Origin of the sequence: Spiroplasma sp. NBRC 100390, assembly GCF_001886495.1 — a bacterium.
Taxonomy (GTDB): domain Bacteria; phylum Bacillota_I; class Bacilli_A; order Mycoplasmatales; family Mycoplasmataceae; genus Spiroplasma.
Genome location: NZ_CP018022.1, coordinates 822728 through 844587, shown reverse-complemented (window position 1 = coordinate 844587; position 21860 = coordinate 822728). Strand labels below are relative to the sequence as shown.

Here is a 21860-nt window from a genome sequence, read left to right as displayed (position 1 = left end):
ATATTTTATTGTATAATATATAAGGAAAAAATAAGGATTTAAGGAGAGCAAATATGGGAAGAGCATTTGAAGTTCGCAAACAATCAATGGCCGCAACAGCCGCAAAAAAAGCGGTGTTATATAACCGGATGGCCCGTGAAATCTATTTAGCAGCGCGTGAGGGTGGCGTTGATTCTAATGCTAATTTAGCATTACGTAATGCGATTGATAAAGCAAAAGCAAAACAAATTCCGCGTGATGTTATTGACCGGGCAATTAAAAAAGCAAGTGGTAATGATAATGAAAAGTACCAAGCAATTCGGTATGAAGGTTATGGTCCGGGGGGTAGTGCAATTATTATTGACACCTTAACAAATAATGTTAATCGGGCTGTTGCGGAAGTTCGTAATTGTTTTACAAAAACTGGCGGGAAGTTAGGAGTTAATGGGGCAGTAACACATTTATTTGATAATTTAGCAGTTTTTGCCTTTGAAGGAAAAACAGTCGAAGAAGTTTTTGAATTATTATTGTTAGCAAATTGTGATATTAATGATGTTGTCGCTGAAGATGGCCAAATTGTTGTGTATGCGCCAGCAACAGCATTTAATAGTGTTAAAACAACTTTAGATGACAGTGGCATTGAAACGTTTCAAATGGCAGAGATTACAATGTTACCCCATGAACGGATCACATTACAAGGCGAAGATGCTGAACGATTTGAAAAAATGTTAAATATGTTAGATGAAGTTGATGATGTTCAAGAAGTTTATCATAATGTTGTGATTGGATAAATTAAATTATTGCGAAGAAAAAAGAATTTGCCCCGGGGAAAACATTTGTAAAATCCGTGGTAATAGTGCATAATATAAATAAAGTAAAAAAGGAGTTTAGATAATAATGTCAAATTTTCTGGGTGGCAGTATGACAATGAATGTCATTTTAGTAGTAATTGTAGTTGCAGTTATTATTTTTGCAATTGTTTCGTCAATTATGGGACGAAAAGCACAACGTCTTGAACGTGAAAAACGTAAAAAACAAGTTAAAGATAAAATTAAACAATATATTAAAGAAACTGACAACCGTAAAAACTTACGCTTAGAATATGAAAAAGTTATTGCTCGTAAGGGGAAAGAATTTAAATATCGTGATATTTTTGATGTTATTGTTGATATTTATGAAGCAAAAACTAATTCTTTTTTAGAACAAAAGGCTTTTGAAATTGAAGGGATTTCAAAAAAAATTAGTAAAAAACAATATGAAACAACTTGAACGGTTAATCAAGAAATTGATTTAGATGAAACAAAACATCGCATTGAAATTAGCGAAAAGAAAGTTAAGTTAACAAAAGAAGAAAAGAAAGCTGCTAAAATTACAGCAAAACAAGAATATGAAGCTCATCGTGCGGAAATGGTAAAAAAACGCGAGGAAGAGCGTAAACTACGAAAAGTAGGGCAACTACCTGCCGATGAACGCCCAAAACCGAAACCTGAGAAATTTGTCCCAAGAAAATAAGCATGGTCTTATTTTCTTTATCTTTCAGAGGATATGAACAAATAACGAAAGGGAAGTGCAACAAAATGGATTCAGTCGTAACATTAAAAAAAGAGGACTTTAAACGCTTTAAAAAGTGTTTAAAAATTGCGTGGACATTAGCATCACGGACTAACTTAAAAACAGTCCAACAGTGAGTAACAGAACAAAAAATTTCTGTCTTTTTTGATTTACAAGATAATATTAATAGTGCCAAAATTAATGATAGTGATTTTATTGGTAGTGATGATGATGAAACAACAGTTGGTTCAGGATTGTTTACCCCAAACTTATATGACTTAGCCTTAGAAACTTATTGACCAGCTGATAAAAATGAAAGTATTAGTGATGATGTGCGTTATTTTAGTGATGATGTTCAATCAACCGTTCCAGATACAATTGATTTTTATCCTGGTGAGACAATTGCTGATGGAAACGAAGTTGGGCAACGAGCACGCGAATACTTTATGCGTGATCATAACTATTTTAATTTAGAACACTATAGTAAGAAAATTGCTTTTGCTAAAACAACGGAAGTTTTAGCTAATCCAAACTATGATGTTTATTTTGAGCCTTCCTTTATTTATAATAATTGCATTACAAAGTGTGATATTTTAAAAAAACTACCTGATGGAACTTATCACTTAATTGAGGTTAAAGCTTCAACGGGTCGTAAATATGACAAAGATTTACAAATGTATGTTGATAAACCAGTGAAAGATGAATATGGTTATGATGTTGCTTACCAATATTATGTATTAACCGGGGTGGGGTTAAAAATTAGTCAAGTTTCATTAATGTTATTGAATTCGGAATATTCTCGTGTTGGTGATATTAATGATGATGAATTGTTTATGTTTCAAGATTGATATAAGTTACCAACCAAAACTTTGCAACCAGTTAGCTTGTTAGAATTTTGCCAACAAATGTTAACGGGAGTTTTTGTTAAACGTGTTGCAAAAAACCGTTTAATTACCGATGATTTAGCATTAATTAAGAGTTATTTGGCAAAACCAGCTGCTGAAGTTTTGCCCTTATTTAGCCAAGAACAATGTTTTAATGCCAAAGGGGACCGCTATGGTTATTGTCAACATGCAGCAACTTTTTTACCAGAACACCATAGTGTTTTTGAATTAATCCGAGGGATGGAAAAGAAGACCTTATTAAAATACCAAGAACATATTGACTGTTTAAAAGATGTTATTTTACCATTTACTTTTCAACAATCATCGCGGCAAAAAAAACCAATTTGTTTTTCTATTAAACAACAACGCCAAATTTTAGCGGTACAGGATAATGCTCCGGTTATTGACCCAACAAAAATTGAACGGATTAGTACCGTTTTAGCCCAATATCAATATCCGTTGTACATGTATGATTTTGAAACAATGAAAGCTGCGGTTCCCCGCTTTGATTATTCTTACTCCTATCAACAAATTCCATTTCAATATTCGGTCCATATAATTAAAGATCAGCAGTTTACCTACCATGACGAAACAACAATGGAACATTATGCCTTTTTAGCTGATGGTGAAGGTGATCCACGCTTGCAACTAATTGAACATTTAGTAACTGATTTATTCCGCGCGGAAGTTGGGGTTTATGTTGCTTATTATAAAAGTTTTGAATGTAAAGTATTAGCAGAATTAATTAACTATTTAGCAATTTTAATTAGTAAAACAACCGATAAAACAATTGTTGCAACTTATCAAACATGACAACAAAAATTGACCATTATTCGTAATAAAACAATTGACCTGATGGACTTTTTTCAAGATTTTATGATTTATAAAAAAGAGTTTTATGGATCAGCATCAATTAAAAAAACCCAACCAGCATTTGATAACCACTTTACTTATCAAGCGTTAAAGGTTCAAAAAGGGGATATGGCAAGTGAAATTTTTCGCCGTCGCGTTGAAAATAATATCCCAATGCCAATTTGAAAAACCTTTTTTCGAGCGGAAATGCTCAAATATTGTAATCGTGATACTTTAGCAATGGTTGTAATTTATCAACATATTGTTCATTTAATGGCAAATTTATCATTAGAAAAGGGAGGCAAACAAAATGCAAAAGTATAAAGTAATTTTTATGGGGACACCTGTTTTTGCAACAGCAGTTTTAACCGCATTAACAAAGTTAGCACCAACAATTGAGTTAATTGGGATTGTAACCCAACCTGATCGGAAAATTGGGCGTAATCAAACGGTTCAATTTTCACCAGTGAAAGAATTTGGATTAGCCCATCAAATTCAGATTTTTCAGCCAGAAAAAATTAATGATCTTTATTCGGAATTAGAAGCATTACAACCAGATGTAATTGTTACTTGTGCTTATGGGCAGTTTATTCCTGAACGAATTTTAAAGTTGGCAAAAATTAATTGTATTAATGCCCATGGTTCATTATTACCAAAATTGCGGGGCGGCGCACCAATTCATAAAGCAATTATTTATGGTGAACAAGAAACAGGGATTACTTTAATGAAGATGATTAAGAAAATGGATGCGGGGGAAATGTATGTTCAAGAAGCTTTAACAATTGCCGCTGATGAAACCGCTTCATCATTACATGATCGGTTAATGATTTTAGCAGGAACAATGATTGAGAAACACTTATTAGATATTATTACTGGAAAGTTGTTAGGAACGCCCCAAGATGATAGTCAAGCAACATTTGCTTATAACATTACTCGTGATGAAGAAAAAATTAGTTGACATTTACCAAAACAAAATATTTATGATCAAATCCGAGGGTTATATGCGTGACCAATTGCTTATACAACCGTTGCGAATGTTATTTATAAAATTCATCAAGCTGTTATTGCAACAGAACCATTAGCAGAAAAGGATGCTGACTTAGTAGACGGGACAATTATTGCTGTCTTAAAAACCGGAATTAAAGTTAAAGTTGAAGATGGGTATTTAATAATTACTCGTTTACAACGAGAAGGCAAAAAAGTAACCGAAGCGAAAAATTATTATCATACTCCATCCCCAGAAATAATTCCAGGAAACATTTTGATTTAATAATGTATCGGTTAAAATCTCTAAAGTATTTGGTTACAACGGCGTTAATTACAGCACTGTTAGTAGCCGTTGCTGGTGCTTCACAATTTATTCGTCTTGGGTATGACAAGGGAATATTACAGTTAGCGGATGGATTATTTTTAGCTTTAATAACTTTAATTAAGGGGCCAATGTTATTAATTAGTGGTGTTTTATATGTAACAATTATTGATGTTATTACTGGTTTTCCGATTTTTATTCCAGCATCAATTGTGATTCGGGTGCTAATGTTTTTAATTACTTATTTTTTATCACGAGTATTAAGTCGTTATGGGGCAATTTTTCTTAGTAGTTTAATGTTATTCTGGTATGTTTTATACAGTTATTTAGTATCTAATTTTGATTCTGCCGTGGCTATTGGTGAATTAATTAATGATACAATTCAAGTTGCGGTATCAACAGTCCTGGGAATCACGTTAACGATTGTCTTTGATCGTGTTAACCAACATAGTACTAATAAAATTTGAGATGATGAACAATTTTGACATTATAAAAAGAGTAACGAATAGGGTTACTCTTTTCTTGTTACAATGTTCGTGCTGATAAACTAATAATTTTTAAGGTTTCTTCAATTTTATCTTTTAGATAGTTTAAATAATAATAGTTAATAACAGAGTCGCGTAACACTTGCAAGCTGTCGCCGTAGTTTGTTTCTAGTTGTTTTTCACAGTAGGCAAAGATTCGATTATTTTCGTTCCGCATATCTAAGTTGACTTTAAAATGTTGACGGTATAGCTTGCGATATTCATTTAAAGCATTACTAATGCGGTTATGGATGAATTCAGTACTTTGATCAATTACTTTCATAATTTGATAAATTAACCCTTCATGTTGTTGTAACTTAACTTGTTTAGTGTTGAATGTTTTTAAATTTTTTAGTAAGGTATAAAGTCAGTCTTTTTTTGTATCAGAAATCTTTTCAACATTACTAACTAAATTTACTTCATTCATTAATTGATTGTAATATTTTGTAAAATCACTATCCATTAGTTTTCCTCTTTTCATCGTTATAAAAAATATTGATAATAATCGATTTATTTACCTTTTAATTTCTAACTTGCATACTATATTATATAATATTTTCTTAGAAAATTCAAGAAAACAATTTGTTCCTTAGGGATTAGAAAATTCAGATTTATGATGAGAATTAATTGTGAAACAACTATCTTTTTTAAAATTATGTATAATATATATCAGAGAGATAACTTATCTTGGTGTAGGAAGGGTTCGACTTTAGAATGGATAAAAAATTAATTCGTAATTTTTCAATTATTGCCCATATTGATCATGGTAAATCAACCTTAGCTGATCGAATTTTGGAACTAACGGGAACTGTTGATAAACGAGAAATGCAAGAACAATTATTAGATTCAATGGATTTAGAACGTGAACGCGGGATTACCATTAAATTAAATTCCGTGCAATTAAAATACCATGCTCAAGATAAGCAAGAATACGTTTTTCATTTAATTGATACCCCGGGGCATGTTGATTTTACCTACGAGGTATCACGGAGTTTAGCTGCATGTGAGGGAGCGATTTTAGTCGTTGATGCTGCTCAAGGGATTGAAGCACAGACCCTAGCAAATGTTTATTTAGCAATTGATAATAATTTGGAAATTATTCCTGTCATTAATAAAATTGACTTACCATCAGCTGATCCGGAACGAGTAAAAGAAGAAATTGAAAAGTTAATTGGGATTCCAACCACTAATGCCCCATTAATTAGTGCTAAAACTGGTTTGAACATCGATCAAGTCTTAGAAGCAATTGTGCAATATATTCCAGCACCGTTAGATGCGGATGATAATAAACCTTTACAAGCGCTAATTTTTGACTCGCATTATGATAAATACCGTGGGGTAATGGTTTCGATTCGGATTAAACAAGGAACAGTCCATGTTGGTGATAAGATTAAATTAATGAATACAAAGGCCATTTATGAAGTAACAGAATTAGGGGTTAAAACTCCAAAAGAAGTTAAAAAGGATTTCTTAGTTGCTGGTGAGGTTGGTTGATTAGCAGCAAGTATTAAAATGGTCCGTGATGTCCGGGTAGGAGATACGATTACAACCGTGGCAAACCCAGCAACTGAACCATTACCGGGGTATAAGAAAATGAATCCAATGGTTTTTTGTGGGTTATATCCAATTGATTCAGCAAAGTATAAAGATTTAAAAGAAGCATTAGAAAAGATTCAATTATCCGATGCATCATTAGTGTATGAACCAGAAACTTCGCAGGCATTAGGATTTGGTTTTCGGTGTGGGTTTTTAGGATTATTACATATGGATGTAATTCAAGAACGCCTAGAACGGGAATATAACTTAGAATTAATTGCAACAGCGCCATCAGTAATTTACCATGTTTATTTAACAAACAAAGAAGTGATTACAATTGATAATCCAAGTGATTTACCACCAGTACAAAAAATTGACCGTATTGAAGAACCTTTTGTTAAAGCAACAATAATGACGCCTGACCAATATATTGGTCCATTAATGGAATTATGTCAACATAAACGGGGAACATATGTTAATCTAGAATATATTGATGATACGCGACGAATTCTCACATATGAAATGCCATTAAATGAAATTGTTTTTGATTTTTTTGATCGTTTAAAATCAATTAGTAAGGGTTATGCTTCCTTAGATTATGAGTTTATTGGTTATCGTCCAAATAAACTAGTAAAAATGGATATTTTATTAAATGGTGATATTATTGATGCTTTATCGATTATTGTTCACCGTGATTTTGCCTATGGTCGTGGAAAAGCGTTATGTGCTAAGTTAAAAGAAATTATTCCGCGACAAAACTTTGAAGTTCCCATTCAAGCGGCCATTAATCATAAGGTCATTGCTCGTGAAGATATTAAGGCAATGCGCAAAAATGTTTTAGCAAAATGTTATGGGGGCGATATTACCCGGAAAAAGAAATTATTAGAAAAACAAAAAGAAGGAAAAAAACGAATGAAAGCAATTGGGTCGGTTGAAGTACCGCAAGAAGCTTTTATGGCTGTTTTAAAATTAGATGATTAATTGCTGTTAGCAGCAATTTTTGTTATAAATTATTCTTTTAATTTTTTCTGTTATACTAATTAGTGATATAATAATGGATATAAAATAAGATAAATTCTTAAAGTAGCAGGTGATGATAATGACCAAAAAATATAATAACTTTTATCATAAGTTTCTTAGTTCATTTTTGTTAATGTTACTTTTTTATATTTTCTTCTTCTGAGGAGTCGGTATTATTTATCCTGTTAATCATTTTCTTTTTGATAATTTTATTTTTAACTTGGGATATATTGTTTTAATTTCGTTTATTTCTGTTTTTGTTGTGGGAATATTAACACAAATTTTAATTAACTTTCGTTATTATCAATATTCGTTTGAACATTGTAAAATTCTATTAAAAACTAATTGATTAGTACTTTTAACGTGGTTGTTGAATTTAATTATTTTAACATTAGTGTTATATAATAATTTTCAACAGTATATTAATTTAATTCAAAAACAACATTTTGGGCCATTACCATATTTAATTTTATTAAATTTATTTTATATTTTTTATATTATTATTGGGATGTCATTACTATTAACAATTGTGTTAGTTGTGATTTATTGATTTTATCTTAAAAAAATTAACTTTTTTGTTGCTTTAAAAAACGGGGAAATTTATCAGCAATTATTTGATCGTAATGCTGAACCTGATCCCTTCTGAGAAATGATTTGTTTTTTAAACCAAATGCGAATTTTTGTTGTTGTTAAATTACTAATTCGAAAAACAATTTTAAAAGACCAATTACGAAAAACAAAATTATTAATTCAGTTTAAAAAGGAAAACTGTCCGCCTTTATTAGTAGGTTAAATTATTAAACCAATTTATTGATATATTTTATTTAATATTTTATTTTTACAATAAAGGAGCTTTCATTATGAAAAAATTAATGATGATTTTAGCGTCGCTGACAATTACTTCGGTTGGTGTAATGTCAGTTGTTAGTTGCACAACTGGGTTGGATTTAGGGGAAAAAACTAATTACCATGTTGTTCCCAATGTCCATAGTATTAAAGCGGAAATTAAAAAGCTAAGGTATAATCCCGATGATTTAGATGTTGATATTGATCCGGGAATGAAAACAGCAACAATCCGCTTTATGCCTGATGTGACAAAGAAACCATTCTTAACAAAAAAAATTAATTTGGATTGGACAACAAATGATCTTACAAAAATTATTACTTTTACTTCCTTACCATATGCGGAAGAAGCGGTTGGTGATCCAACTGATCCAGCACGAGTGTTAGCAATTATTAATATTTTAAACGGAACTAATTTTACCAGTAATGATGTTGATGTGACAATTAATGGTAATACTTCATATACGGTAACTGCTAAAGCGGGCGGTAATTTTACGGGAAAATTACAAATTGTTTCAGAGGCAGTTACTTTTGATCAAGTTTTCCCAACGGTTAATTTGGGGAATATTTATTTAGCAAGTGAGTTGTATAATAATTGAAAAAATACCCCAACTAATGTGTTGCCAATGGCAGCAGCGTTAATGGAATTTACTGGTGATCGTAATCGTTTTTCGGCCTTTTATAGCCAGGCAATTGCTGCTGCATTTATGTCATCAGGGGGAACTTTAGAGATTAAAATTGATGATGATTTTAACGGAACTTTTTTTCTAAAAGGAACGGTTCCTAATGTTTTTAATGATTCAGGAGTAACCTTTAAATTCCATGTTATTTTAGATCACCGTAAGTATTTAAATTTTGATAACAAAAAACCCCAAAACTTAGCAAAAATCCCAGTAACGTTAAACTTAAAATATACTGGGGATAATTTAAATGATATCCGTTATGAAGTTGTCAAAAGCATTTTAGGACCAGAATTTGCAAATAAATATAAAGACCTTTGATATGATGAAATCTTTGTTGACGTCCCTTATGACACACAAACAAAACAAATTGTTTTTCGAGCAAAACCGGGGTCAAAAATTTTGGCGTCATCAGATAAAGCCGCCTCAATTTTTTCAAAACAACCATTTTATCAAATTGTTGCAACATTACAGTAATGATGTTAGGAATAACCAAAGAGTGTTAGCGATAAACTAGTTTTATCTTAAAACTAGTTTTTTTATTGTGATAAAGAAATTATTTTTTTGTAATTCTTGGAAATTAACTTTAAAAGCCTTACTTTTTATGCTATAATGTATAACAAAGAATAATAATGTATTAATATTTTCAGGACAATTAACTATTAATTGCAATATAAATATTGGGTTTTGAAATTAAAAAATATTAAAGTAGTAATTAAATAACAATTAATAAAATTAAGAATATAACGTAAAAAAAAGACATAAAAAGTGAAATTAAACTATTTATTTTAGTTAACAAAGTAAAAATTTTTAAGAAACAAACTGAGAAGAAACAAAAATATTGAATATCCTGCTGTTAAAACTTTAAGATTAGCAACATATTTAGTTTAAAAAATGGAAGGAAAATGTTAACTATGAAAAAACTATTGAATATATTTGGAACTATTTTTTTAATTTTTACGATGATAAATGTTGTTATAGGGTGTAAACCAAAAGGAACTGTTACTCATGAAACTGATGAAGATAGTGATCAAACAAAAGATGTTGAAGTTTTACACGAAATTATAAATGAAATAAGTGATAATTTTACTAATTATTCAATAAATAATTCATATATTAATTCAGAACAACATAAAACTCAATTTGCTCCTTTTTATGGGTTAGCATTAAAAGACAAATCAAAAGTTAATATTATGGCAACAACAGAAGGAGTTGATGAAGCAATTGCAATTATTAATGATGGTTTTGAAAGTGTCTTTGATGATCTTAATCGCGAAATTCAAGCGAAATATTCAAATTTTTATTTTGCAATGGAACCAATGACATTAGAACGTGATAAGATAACATATACTTTACAATATATTGATGTTGCAAAATTAGGTGAAATTGCCAAAATTACAGTAGAAAATACGAATGCTGTTGCATTGCACTATAATGTGAATTATACTGTTCGTTATAAAAAGTTAGTTTCAGCCCAACAGTTTACCTTAAAATATATTATTACAGATAATTTAGATATTATGACACCCTTATTAAATGGAACAATTGAAGCAGTTTCAATAGTAATTAGAGATTATTTTGCTAATAATAAAATTATTTTATCAGAAACAAGTGCTTATAAAACTTTATACAATAATTTTGATATTAATTATGCTCAAGAACATGCAAGATTAGATAATTTAGTGCAGTTTCAATTAAATAATGATTTAAAAGCAGTCCCAAATATTAGTTCGTTATATTCACAATTAACCTGAAACGTGAATGAAAAGTTATTAGACTTAGAGACAAGTATTTTAGATAAAAATACGAATGGTCAAAGTTTATATGGAAATTCTAATAATGATTATTCTCATTGAGCAGGGGAAGGCTATGGTGATGACAAATTAACTGTTGAAAATTTTGTTGATTTTTATAAAACAAAAATGTTAAAAATTGATAATAATATAGAGGACATTCCAATTGCAACTTTTAAGGTTAATTTATCACGAATCACAATTGCTGGGTGTCCAATGTTTGGAATAGTTACGGATGCTGGAGTGCCAATATCGGTTCCTGTAATAATTAATAAAAATGATTTCCAAACAAAATTAGTTAATTTTGGGAAAATAGTTGTTGCTCTAATTAAGATGTTTCATATTCAAGGACATTGACAATTTCATATTTCAGCAAGCATATGAGATAAAGTTACTAATATTTATTTTTTAAAAAATGAAGTATGAAAATTAATGCGTCGGGAATTTAGAGCAAGTTTAACATCACAACAAATTTCAGATGCTACCTTATTTACTTTTAATGGGGAGATTACTCCATATACATTTAAGGGGAATCATAAGATATTTCACTTTAATAGTTTTCATCTTAATTTAAAATTTGGGGGAGTTACTTATAATTTAGTTGGTGATCCTACTAATCATCGTGATACGGGAAAAGGATATGTTTATTTTTTCAAATTATAAATCTGTTTAGTAATAATTATTGTAATTATTACTTTTTTTATGTTTATCGGACATTTTTTGAATTTTTGCAACATGATAAGGATTAATATTATCAAAAATCATCAAACTTTTTTAATTCTTCTCAAATAACAAAATAAAATTAATTCATTTTTTCCATTTCACCTTCTTAAATAATGAAGTATGCTATAATTTTTTATATCAAATATTACAATATTTTAAAGAAGGGACAAATATATGAAAAAATTACTAAGCTTATTAGGTGCAATTAGTTTAACTGCAACAAGTACAATAAGTTTAATGGCTTGCGGAGGAGGAAAACCAAATAAAAGTTTCAATAGTCAAGATGAGAATGAAAAGTTACAAGGTGAAAACGAAGAGTTACACAAAGAGAACAAAAAATTAAAGGATGAGAATCAAAAACTAAAATGAAAAATTAATAAAAATATTTTATTTATTGATTCTATTAATCCGCCAATTATGGTTAACGCTGTTCAACCAAATAAGGTAAAAGAATCTGAGCTAGTTATTGCATTGACCCCAAAAGTTTTAGAAGCAGTCAAAACAATTGATGATTCATTAACAGAAAATGATTTTGTCATTGGTTTTAAAGATTATTTTAATCATAGACAGCCACATGTTATTGATTTAACGACACCTAAAAAAATTAGAGTAATCATTGGAGCACGAAACAAAACAATTGATGACAAAGAATTTGATGTTCTTTTACCAGTCGCAAGCAATCATTAAATAACTTTTTAGAAACACTTGTTTTTAATATAATTTAGTATTAAAAACATTTTTTTATTTACGAGTATAAAGAATAGCTTTACCATTTTTTTATTAACAACCAAAAAAGAAAATATTGTTTTGTCTGCATAAATGATAGTTGATATCCAAAACTTTATTTCAGTCATAAATTACAACTACTTGTTATTTTTTTCAAAAAATGATAAAAATATATTACAATAATATTAATTGTTTTAACATTCTGTTTTAAAAATAATCAAATTTATCAAAAATTATTAATTTTGGTAGGGTGGTTGGGTTGTTAAGATAGAGAGGATATATATGACTTTGAAAAAATATTAAGTAAAAGATCATTTGTTGAAGAATAATATTTTCAGAATCATTATTTTAAAAATCCCTTTTGACTTTTTAAAAAATAAAATTACATTTCCGAACCAATTTATGTAAAATAAGTTTGTTCCTTTAGATATCCTTAACTAAGCAGCAAATTAACCATTAAAATAGGTGCCATATCTTTAATTAAGATTAGTTAATAATTTCTGAAAATATTTCTTTTTACTAATAATAATTTTTTCAAATATAATACACAGACCCTGTATTAAAATTATTCTTATTATCTTAAAATAAAATTGTCTTAAGTCTTTTAAAGACACAGATATTAGTTTTATTGGATTAAAACTAATATCTTTTTTTATTTAGTTTTGTAAGGTACCACACACATTTAAGAATTTAGTAAAATACCGCGTAAAAGCGGTTTTTTACGTTTAAAGGAGAAATGCGGTATGGAAAAAATTAACAATATTGTTAAACAAATAGAACAGGTAAAACAAATATGTGGAGAAGATTTTACAAAGTGGCCTAACAATATGGCACCTGATATTTTAAAAGTAGTATATGAACAATTAAAAGAGGTGCAAAATGAAAAAAGTTAAAGATTACAAAGATTGAATTGATACTTATGAAAATCCAACTGAAAGTGAAAAAGAACTTATAGATGAGTTTAAAAACATTTTAGATGAATTTTTTCAAGCACACGAGCAAGGTATTACTTTAAAAAATCAGTACATCAATGAATTAAGAAATATTATATATAAAAAAAACGAAGAACTTGATGAAAAAGATACTATCATTTTAAAGTTAAAAGAAGAATGTGTAAGTGTTAATGAATTATCTAAAATAAATATGACAAATTTAGAAAAAAGTCATCAGCAAATTTATGATAATTTAAAAGTTATTTATCAAAAAGCATTAGATGAACTTGATGAAAAAGATAAACAATATGGAATCTTATTAGCAGACAGAGATAAATTAGAAATGTATCGGCATAATCGATTAAAGAAAAGTGATGTTGAAGTTAAAGTATGATGTTCTCATTGTGAACGATGAGTTACAGATGATATTCAAGACTGTTATTGTCAATGTACTTGTAATTTTGGCGAAGACAGTGATTATGATTGTATTTATGAAGAAGATATTAATGCAGAAAATGATTGTCCACGTAATAAAGAGTGACTTTGACAATATGAAATTTCAAATAAACAATACGAAAGTTTAGAGGATTAGACATGGATAAAATAAATGATATTGAAAAATGCATGACACCAGGTGGGAATGTAAAAGAAATTGAAATTAATCCAAAGTGTAAACATCTTACACGAATAATCACAAAGGACTATCAAAAGGAACACATTTTATCTCGATGTGCTAATTGCAATCATCGCAATGGAATTTGAACATGCAGTTAAACTTATAAAAAATGATAATCAATGAGTAGAAGTAATAGATAATGAAAAAATTTATAAAATTAGAACTTTATTTGAAGGTCAAGATAGATATGCAGTAGTAACAAATTTATGAATAGCATGAAAAAAAGAAATCCTACAGTAGTTTTAGAAAATAAAAGTATGGTTAATCGAATTGAAAATGCATTAGCTATGTTATCAAGTAATTTAAAATCAAATTATTGTATTAATAAAGGAGATAATGACGATTACAAAATTTTATTACCATATTATTTTGAGGTTACTAATCCATTAGAAAGTCCAGATGCAACTGACTATTATGAATATAAAGATATAGTTGTTAAATTAAAATCAAATTATGGTATTTTTACTGAAAATAGCTTTGAATTTAACCAAGATATAATTTCAAAAAACTATATTTATCAATTAGACTATAATAACTTTTCATTTCCGGAAATTAATAATTCGTTAGAAACTAGTTCGATTCCTTCCACAATGCCTTTAGATCAACAGTTAGCTAATGGTAGCTATTCAAAATACTTAGCTCATCGAATTACTAATTTAGATGAAGAAGTCAAACAATTATACTCTAGCTATGGTAGTGGCAAAATTGAATTTGATTCTTACAATGATAGTCTTACTAACAAAGGCGAATTCAAGTTACAATTGAATATAATGAGACAGTTAAATTTGCAATTGGTTTATTTGATAGCACTGATCAATCTAGATCATTAATATCCCTTATATTATAAGGGTTTTTATTTGCCAAAATCCACGAGCGCTCGCGCAAATGTTTTCTAAAAAAAGATTTTCCTTGACTCCAATTTAAAAATAGTGGAGAATTATGTATATTTGTAAATATGAATGGAATGAAGATTTGCAAATAAGAATAATTGTAGAGGTCTCCATACTTTTAGAATTCGCCGCAAGAAAAATTTTTTTTGAAAACATAGTGCGCTCGCGCGTAAAATTTATTGACAAATCAAGAAAAATAGTGCATCTATATTGGCATGGAAACAAAAGAAATAATTAACTTAAATTGAGATGAACAAAATTGTAATTTTAACATTGATGTATTAGCTAAGATTTTTATTGCTAAATTTTGTGAGCCAATATCAAAACCAGCAATATTTAAAATTTTAACTGGGGCAAAAGGGTTTGGGAAATCTTATCTTATTTGTTTATTAGCTTTATTTTATACATGCAATTTTTTAGATTGAAATTGTCTACTGGCAAGGTATACTTATATATCAGCCAAAGATAACTACGATAAAAAAATGACAAGAGTGATTAATGACTTAGTTGAATATGGTGTTACGCTTAAAGAAGCTATTGATGAAAAAATAATAAAAAAAAGAGCTAGTGATAATTTATTCGAATACAAATGGCCAAATGGCAGAATAATTAAAGTAGTTGGTTTTGACAATGGAAGTACTTGAGAAGGCCAAGATGCATCAGTAGGGGAATATGCCTTTTTTGGTTTAGACGAAGTGATTCCATTAGATGCAACAATTTTAGACGAAAACGAATATATGTATCGATTATTCAATATGATAATTCAAATCTCACGTGGAAAAAATATTACAACTACAAGAGAAGTAGTTCCACAGTTATGTTATTCAGATGATGATGTAACAATGGAATTGCGAAAAGAACAGGTTATTATTTTTGGATTTAATAATCATAATGCTGATCATATTATTTATGAAACATTTGTTCAATCGATTTTTCCATTAACAGAAGAAGTCCAAAAAGAATTAGACAACAATGATATATCATATTTTAATGATCCAACTTTTATGAACAATATTGGTGTAACAGTTGTCAGAGGCACTACTAAAGTAAATAATAAAAATCTTAGTCAAAGAGTATTTGATTTAGGAAATTGATTAAATGAAAATAAACCAGAAGTATATGATTCGTTATTTCGAGGAGGCGAGCGGCAATTTAATGCTGAACGATATAGTTATCGAAAAGACTTAATAACTGGTGCTAAATTTTTTGACCCCAAAGAGTTTTACTGAAATGATATGAATAAATATTGATTTACCAAAATTAAGGTTGGAGCTGATTATGCTGATAGTATTAAAGGACAAGATGATGCTACTCAAATTCTAATTGGTTTTGAATTTGATCAAGAAGAATATGTTGAAGCAATTTACATTCTTGAAGAGCAATCAATTTCTTCAACTGAATTTAAAGATATGACCGAAAAAGTTAATTCAATGGCCAGTAAAATTAATAACTGATCACAAATTTATCATAATTTAAAAGAAGATTTTAATTATCGGATTGGACATGATGCTCGCACCGTTGGTCATTTTGTTCGAAAAACATTACTTGAACATGATGATTGAAAAAACACAAATTTGGATATTAGCAGATTCTCTACTATTCTTGTAACGGGCTCAAAAGGTTGAAGTGTTCAAGATCGTCATTACAAATGAAAACGTTTGTTATCGGAAGGGAAAATTTATTTTAGTAAGAATTTAGATGTTTATAAAACTTTTAATGACAAAGAAATTTTGGTGAAAAAGAATGGTTTTTTATATCAAGAATTATTTAATTGCATTAATAATGAAAAAACCAATATTCGTGATGAAAAACCTGGTGTAAATAAACTAGATATGATTAATGCAGCTGAATGTTGCTTAAGTTATTTTAGATTTAAATTATTTAAATAATTTTTTTTGATATAATGATTTTATGAAAAAGATAGTTAAAGAACCTGATAATTTAGAATTAAAAATTAAAGAATTTGATCAATATTTATTTAAATTAATTCCTGAGGATATAGAAAAAATTTTTACTGCTGATATAGAAAAAACTGATGGACCAACGTTACGGATTTCTTCATTTGAAGAAAAAATTGATGAAATTTATGAGAAAAATGAAGAAATGCAGGCTAATTATTTTATTATTTTAAGTAATAATGAATTTCAAAGACCTATAATTTGGGGAGATTTGTTTTATGAAATTGAGGAAGTAATTAGTTATCTTTTTGACATAAAAGAACATGATAGAGGCATTATGAATCCTTATTTTCGTGAATTTATGGATAATATATATTATCATAGGCAGATGTCAACTTTTCTTTATATAATGTCATCATTAGATAAAATAACTACGTTATTGCATTATGGTTTATCGAAAAAAGATAATTATGAAGAGTTATTAAAAAATATTACAGAAAAATATAAAGGCAAAAGATTTGATTTAAATAAATTGTATTTTGATCCTCATTTTTTTGATTTTTCTTTGCCATTCGTAAAGAAAGAATTAGTAACTGAATATATTGAATTAATTAACTTTATTAACGAATCACCAGGATGGAAGTTGTTAAAAAAAATGCGGAATACTTGGGCACATAATCATTCAGCACCAAATTTACCAAATAATATAGGTATAATGATTAAGATTTCATTTTCTTTTTTGTTAAGAATTTGTGTAATAATTAATAGATATTTTATACATTCAAAAGATGAAATAATTGCTAGAAATCTATTAGATCTTATGATGAGTTATTAATTTTACTTATTAAATTATTTTTTATGTTATAATTTTTTTAACGGTATGAGCTAAATTCTTAAATGTGTGGGGTTTCCACATTTTTTATTTAGTTTTAACTTGCCTTTTTTTTTTTTTTTTTATAATTACTTCATAACTGATGAAAAAACTAGTGGGGGTTTAAAACATGAAAAAATTACTAACTTTATTAATGGGTTTATCTTTAACAACAACAGCAGTTAATACTGTAATTAGCTGTACAACAAAAAGTGATCCCGAAATAGACAATGGGGGACTTGAATATCAAGGTGATTTAAAAATTTTAAATGCAATTACAAGACAAATTACTGATACTTTTCAACAATATGCAACTGAAAAAACACTAATTGATATTAAGGATTATTCAATCCCCGAATTTGAAAACTTATTTACCATTGTCAATGCTGCTAAACCGTTGCAAGAATTAGATCGTAATGATCAAAAAGTAGGGCCTGCTTTATTAGCATTAGTCAATGGTTTTTTAGCGGTTTTTGATAATATTAATCGCCAAATTGCTGATGAATATTCAAATTATTATATAGATAGTGTTCCAATGACAACTGATCAGAATGCGATGAAGTTTAATTTAAACTATATTGATATTAATAAATTAGGAACTTTAGCCAATGTTGATTCGAATGGTTTAAAAGGTGTTCGGTTAGATTTTAAATTAGAACTTAAAATTAAATTTAAAACATTAGAATCGCGAATGCCTTTTACATTGCAATATACAATTACTAATGATGTTGTTAGGATGCAAAAAATTTTAACAGCTGTAACTGGGGCGGTTTCAAAAGCAATTGTTAAGTTTTTTAATGCTAATGATAATGATATTATTGTTGATCAAAATTCAGCCTATCAAAGAATTTATGATAATTTTGATTTAAATTATGCTTCTGATCACAGTATGTTAGATACGATTGTACAAAACGAATTAAGTACTGCTTTACAAGCAGATGATGAACTTGGGGAGATTCGAAACAGTATTACTTATGCTCCGGATGAAGAAATTTTAACGTTATTAAATTCAATTATTAATCCAGATACAAATGGGGTGACACCAAAATTACCAGACGATGAAAAATACACTTGGGTTAATACTGGCTATGCTCCGGATAAATTAACCCCCGAAAATTTTTTAGAATATTATGGGGAAAAATTAAATATTTTAACAAGTACATCAGGAACAAAATTACAGTTAGGACAATTTAAGGTTAATTTATCAAAAGTTTTAGTTGCCGGAGTTCCTTTAGCGGGGATTGTCCTAAATAATGGTAAACCTTTTTATATTAATATTGGTATCACTCGTGATGGGATGATTAATAAAATTAAAAACTTTGGTCGTATTATTGCTGCTTTTTATAAATATTATCAAATTACATGAGATATTAAGCGTTATAGTGAAGGACGGATTCAGTTAGAGCCAAAATTACATGAAATGCTGTTTAATGATTCACAAACATATACTTATAAAAAAATATGAAGTACTTTATTAAAAAAATTTAAAGAAGATCCTAACAATCAAAATTTACCAGATCTTGATAAGTTTTGAGTCTCAACTTTTAGTAATACAGATCTTGTAATGCGGCGTGATGCACCACAGTTACCAGAACGCGGAATTTATTTATTTTATTGAGATCATTATAATTTAGGATTTCAATTTGGGGTTAATTCAACAACCAATAACATTTATTACACCCCATGACCAGTTGATAAATGACATATTGCGTTCAAACCATATGGTTCACCAATGTAAAAATAAAATGGTGATTTAGTAACGATCAATTTATTATTTAAAAATAAATAAAAAGTATGTTTAATTTAATTAAAATTGGACATACTTTTTTATTTTTATCTTATATTCTAATTTTTATATTTAAGTTTTTTTATTATTAGATTACAATATCTATATAATATCGTTGACATAATTTAAAATATTATAATTAATATTATTAGTTTTAAAATAAATAAGGTATAATTACTGTGTATATTTAGAAGATAAATAATATATGTATGGTTGTGTTAAGCTTAAAAGATAGGTGAAAAGAATGAAGAAATTACGTGGAGCGTCATTAATTTTTCTAACAGTTGGAGGACTTTTTAGTGCGCTATTTTTTGGGTTATTACTTATTTTTAAAATTAAAATTAGTCCTAATCATTTTCTTTATGAACCAGCACGAATGTTGCTAGAAGATATTGCACGAGTTGTATTACAATTTTCAAATCAAACAGTGTATAATAATGTCCTTGCGAAGTCTGAAATGGTTGGTGGAATTTTAATAGGAATTTCTAGTTTTTTAGTATTAATGTATTTAATCCCAAATTATTTAACAAAAAATGGTCGTTATAAAGGGTTTGGTGTTATTCTTGCGTTAATTCTTGGTTTTGTAACATCTTTCTTTTTGATTCTTGCTGTTGTATTTGGTGTTCAGACACCTGATGGAAAAACAGGGTTAAATATTTTTAAATTAGGACTTAAAATTAATCCTGGTTTTGCATTATTGTTTATTGGTCCAGTATTTACTTTTATTGGTGGTATTTTAACAGCAGTTTATTATTCAAAAGCACGCAAAGCAAAACCATTAACAACAGATCAAGAAAATCGTTTATCAGCAATTAATTTAACAACAGGTAAAATTGGGGCAAAAGGATTAACTCCACAAAAAGAAATGGTTAGTCAAGCCGAACTTAATCCGCGCGAGGATACATTGTCTAGTTTATCTAACAAGAATCCCGCTGCTACTGATTTAAAATCAAAGATGGCATTATTAAAAGCGAAAATGGCCCGTAATGCAATGTTAAATGAACAAGGAGAAGCTCATTTAGCAGAACCAACAGCAGAATATGATAATAGTCGTTGAAAAGATGAAAGTAAAACCTCTGATTCAACCCCAACAATTCGCGTTGGAAAAGAAGGCCAATATTTACGTACAATCAAAGAAGGGGCTGGGATTGTTGATGAATCACCAACAGGTGTTATGATTGAACAAGAAGGCAATTTTGTTAAAAAGGGGGACATTATTAAACACCACGATTATTCGGCTCCTATTTTCAGTGAAACAACTTCATCACCATCACAACAAAAGGGAACTGGACCAGGTTCAATAATTATTCCAAAATCAAAACAACATATGCCGTTGGATACACGAGAGTTAGAAGAACGAATTGGTTCAGTACCAAAAATTAGTGGTAAACAACGAGTTAATCCTAATGCACGTGTTGATAACTCATATGATGGCAAAGTTTTCCTTGGTGATATTGATAAAATTTGAAATGCTGGAAAAAAATATCGCGAAGATATTACAAAACAAACAGAAAAAGCAAAGCCAAAATCCGATACCAATCCAACTAATAACTTTGATGATTATATTGATAATAATGATAATTCTGACGAACATGAAAATCATCATTAATTAAAGAACTAGTTTTATTATTTTATTAAGGGGAGGAACATTATGGCATTTCAGAAAGTGCTACCATATCAGGGTAATTTAATTAAATATGATTTAATTATTAAAGAGCAAAAAAATATTGTTTTAAATGTTAATAATGGCAAAATTAAGGTTTCAGCTCCTAGTCATGCTCATGACTGAGAAATTGAAGCTTTAATTTATAAAAATATTAAAAAAATTATTACTGTGATGGATGTCCATGATAATTATCGTAAAATTGTGATTAATCCTGATGGAACTGGTTATGTTTTTGTCTTTAATGAAAAGTATCCGTTACAGTTAACAACAGAAAATGTTCATACGAAAATTATTAATCGCCAATTATTTTTAATGAAAGATGCGGGCAGTTATGATGAAAATGTTAAAAAGTTGCATCAATTTTTAAAACAAAAATTTGGTTATAAGTTTGAACAATTATTGGATAAATGAGCAACAACAATGGGTTTAAATTATAAAAACTTATCAGTGAAGGTAATGACTCGAAAATGAGGTGTTTGTTATCCCCAAACTGAAAAAATTGTTTTGAACACAAAACTAATTCATTTTGATCCAACAGTCTTAGAATATGTTATTGTGCATGAATTATCCCATTTAGTTCATCATAATCATTCGAAGTCATTTTGATATTATATTGAACGATATATGCCAAATTATCAGGAAAAAGTTGAAATTTTAAAAAAACCAGGAATTTAAAACTGGTTTTTCCTTTCTTAACTTACTATAATTGAATAAGGAGATG

19 protein-coding genes are annotated in these 21860 nt (G+C 28.7%); 18 read left to right on the top strand and 1 reads right to left on the bottom strand.

The window, feature by feature from the left end; all coding sequences use genetic code 4:
* Positions 1–53: 53 nt before the first annotated feature.
* The 5 genes from S100390_RS03735 to S100390_RS03715 all read left to right on the top strand — a co-directional run bounded on the left by S100390_RS03735 (position 54) and on the right by S100390_RS03715 (position 5084).
* A complete protein-coding gene (locus S100390_RS03735) occupies positions 54–770 on the top strand; it encodes a YebC/PmpR family DNA-binding transcriptional regulator (protein ID WP_070406952.1) in 717 nt (238 codons plus the stop codon).
* Positions 771–876: 106 nt separating this feature from the next.
* Positions 877–1491 (top strand): hypothetical protein, encoded by a 615-nt coding sequence (locus S100390_RS03730; RefSeq protein ID WP_070406951.1) that lies wholly within the window; start codon positions 877–879, stop codon positions 1489–1491.
* 65 nt (positions 1492–1556) lie between these two features.
* The gene (locus S100390_RS03725) at positions 1557–3590 is read left to right on the top strand and encodes a DUF2779 domain-containing protein (protein ID WP_070406950.1); all 2034 of its coding nucleotides are present in this window, start codon (positions 1557–1559) and stop codon (positions 3588–3590) included.
* Entirely contained in the window at positions 3577–4536 is a 960-nt protein-coding gene (gene fmt, locus S100390_RS03720; RefSeq protein WP_070406949.1) for a methionyl-tRNA formyltransferase, read from the top strand. The genes S100390_RS03725 and fmt overlap by 14 nt, the downstream gene beginning before the upstream one ends.
* 2 nt (positions 4537–4538) lie before the next feature.
* On the top strand, positions 4539–5084 hold the full coding sequence (locus tag S100390_RS03715) for a hypothetical protein (protein WP_070406948.1): 546 nt from the start codon (positions 4539–4541) through the stop codon (positions 5082–5084).
* Positions 5085–5100: 16 nt separating this feature from the next.
* Here S100390_RS03715 and S100390_RS03710 read toward each other — a convergent pair whose 3' ends face one another.
* Positions 5101–5562: a hypothetical protein gene (locus tag S100390_RS03710; RefSeq protein ID WP_070406947.1), complete on the bottom strand. Its 462-nt coding sequence runs from the start codon at positions 5560–5562 to the stop codon at positions 5101–5103.
* 251 nt (positions 5563–5813) lie between these two features.
* Between S100390_RS03710 and lepA the strand changes: the two genes are divergently transcribed.
* The 13 genes from lepA to S100390_RS03645 all read left to right on the top strand — a co-directional run bounded on the left by lepA (position 5814) and on the right by S100390_RS03645 (position 21814).
* Positions 5814–7616, top strand: a complete 1803-nt coding sequence (gene lepA, locus S100390_RS03705) for a translation elongation factor 4 (RefSeq protein ID WP_070406946.1) — start codon at positions 5814–5816, stop codon at positions 7614–7616.
* A gap of 118 nt (positions 7617–7734) precedes the next feature.
* Positions 7735–8448, top strand: coding sequence for a hypothetical protein (locus S100390_RS03700; protein WP_070406945.1), 714 nt, complete (start codon positions 7735–7737; stop codon positions 8446–8448).
* Positions 8449–8515: 67 nt separating this feature from the next.
* The gene (locus tag S100390_RS03695) at positions 8516–9655 is read left to right on the top strand and encodes a hypothetical protein (RefSeq protein ID WP_070406944.1); all 1140 of its coding nucleotides are present in this window, start codon (positions 8516–8518) and stop codon (positions 9653–9655) included.
* A 437-nt stretch (positions 9656–10092) separates the two neighbouring features.
* Entirely contained in the window at positions 10093–11634 is a 1542-nt protein-coding gene (locus tag S100390_RS03690) for a hypothetical protein (protein WP_070406943.1), read from the top strand.
* A gap of 234 nt (positions 11635–11868) precedes the next feature.
* The gene (locus S100390_RS03685) at positions 11869–12381 is read left to right on the top strand and encodes a lipoprotein (RefSeq protein WP_070406942.1); all 513 of its coding nucleotides are present in this window, start codon (positions 11869–11871) and stop codon (positions 12379–12381) included.
* A gap of 782 nt (positions 12382–13163) precedes the next feature.
* The gene (locus S100390_RS05430; protein WP_156768782.1) at positions 13164–13313 is read left to right on the top strand and encodes a hypothetical protein; all 150 of its coding nucleotides are present in this window, start codon (positions 13164–13166) and stop codon (positions 13311–13313) included.
* Positions 13300–13944 (top strand): hypothetical protein, encoded by a 645-nt coding sequence (locus S100390_RS03680; protein WP_070406941.1) that lies wholly within the window; start codon positions 13300–13302, stop codon positions 13942–13944. Before S100390_RS05430 ends, S100390_RS03680 begins: the two co-directional genes overlap by 14 nt.
* A gap of 299 nt (positions 13945–14243) precedes the next feature.
* Complete coding sequence (locus S100390_RS03670; RefSeq protein ID WP_156768781.1) at positions 14244–14858, top strand: hypothetical protein; 615 nt, start codon at positions 14244–14246, stop codon at positions 14856–14858.
* A gap of 275 nt (positions 14859–15133) precedes the next feature.
* Positions 15134–16807, top strand: a complete 1674-nt coding sequence (locus tag S100390_RS03665) for a hypothetical protein (protein ID WP_070406938.1) — start codon at positions 15134–15136, stop codon at positions 16805–16807.
* A gap of 22 nt (positions 16808–16829) precedes the next feature.
* Positions 16830–17651 (top strand): hypothetical protein, encoded by an 822-nt coding sequence (locus S100390_RS03660; RefSeq protein ID WP_070406937.1) that lies wholly within the window; start codon positions 16830–16832, stop codon positions 17649–17651.
* Positions 17652–17817: 166 nt separating this feature from the next.
* A complete protein-coding gene (locus S100390_RS03655; RefSeq protein ID WP_070406936.1) occupies positions 17818–19425 on the top strand; it encodes a hypothetical protein in 1608 nt (535 codons plus the stop codon).
* A 292-nt stretch (positions 19426–19717) separates the two neighbouring features.
* A complete protein-coding gene (locus tag S100390_RS03650; RefSeq protein ID WP_070406935.1) occupies positions 19718–21082 on the top strand; it encodes an MFS transporter in 1365 nt (454 codons plus the stop codon).
* A gap of 42 nt (positions 21083–21124) precedes the next feature.
* On the top strand, positions 21125–21814 hold the full coding sequence (locus S100390_RS03645) for a M48 family metallopeptidase (RefSeq protein WP_070406934.1): 690 nt from the start codon (positions 21125–21127) through the stop codon (positions 21812–21814).
* Positions 21815–21860 lie beyond the last annotated feature (46 nt).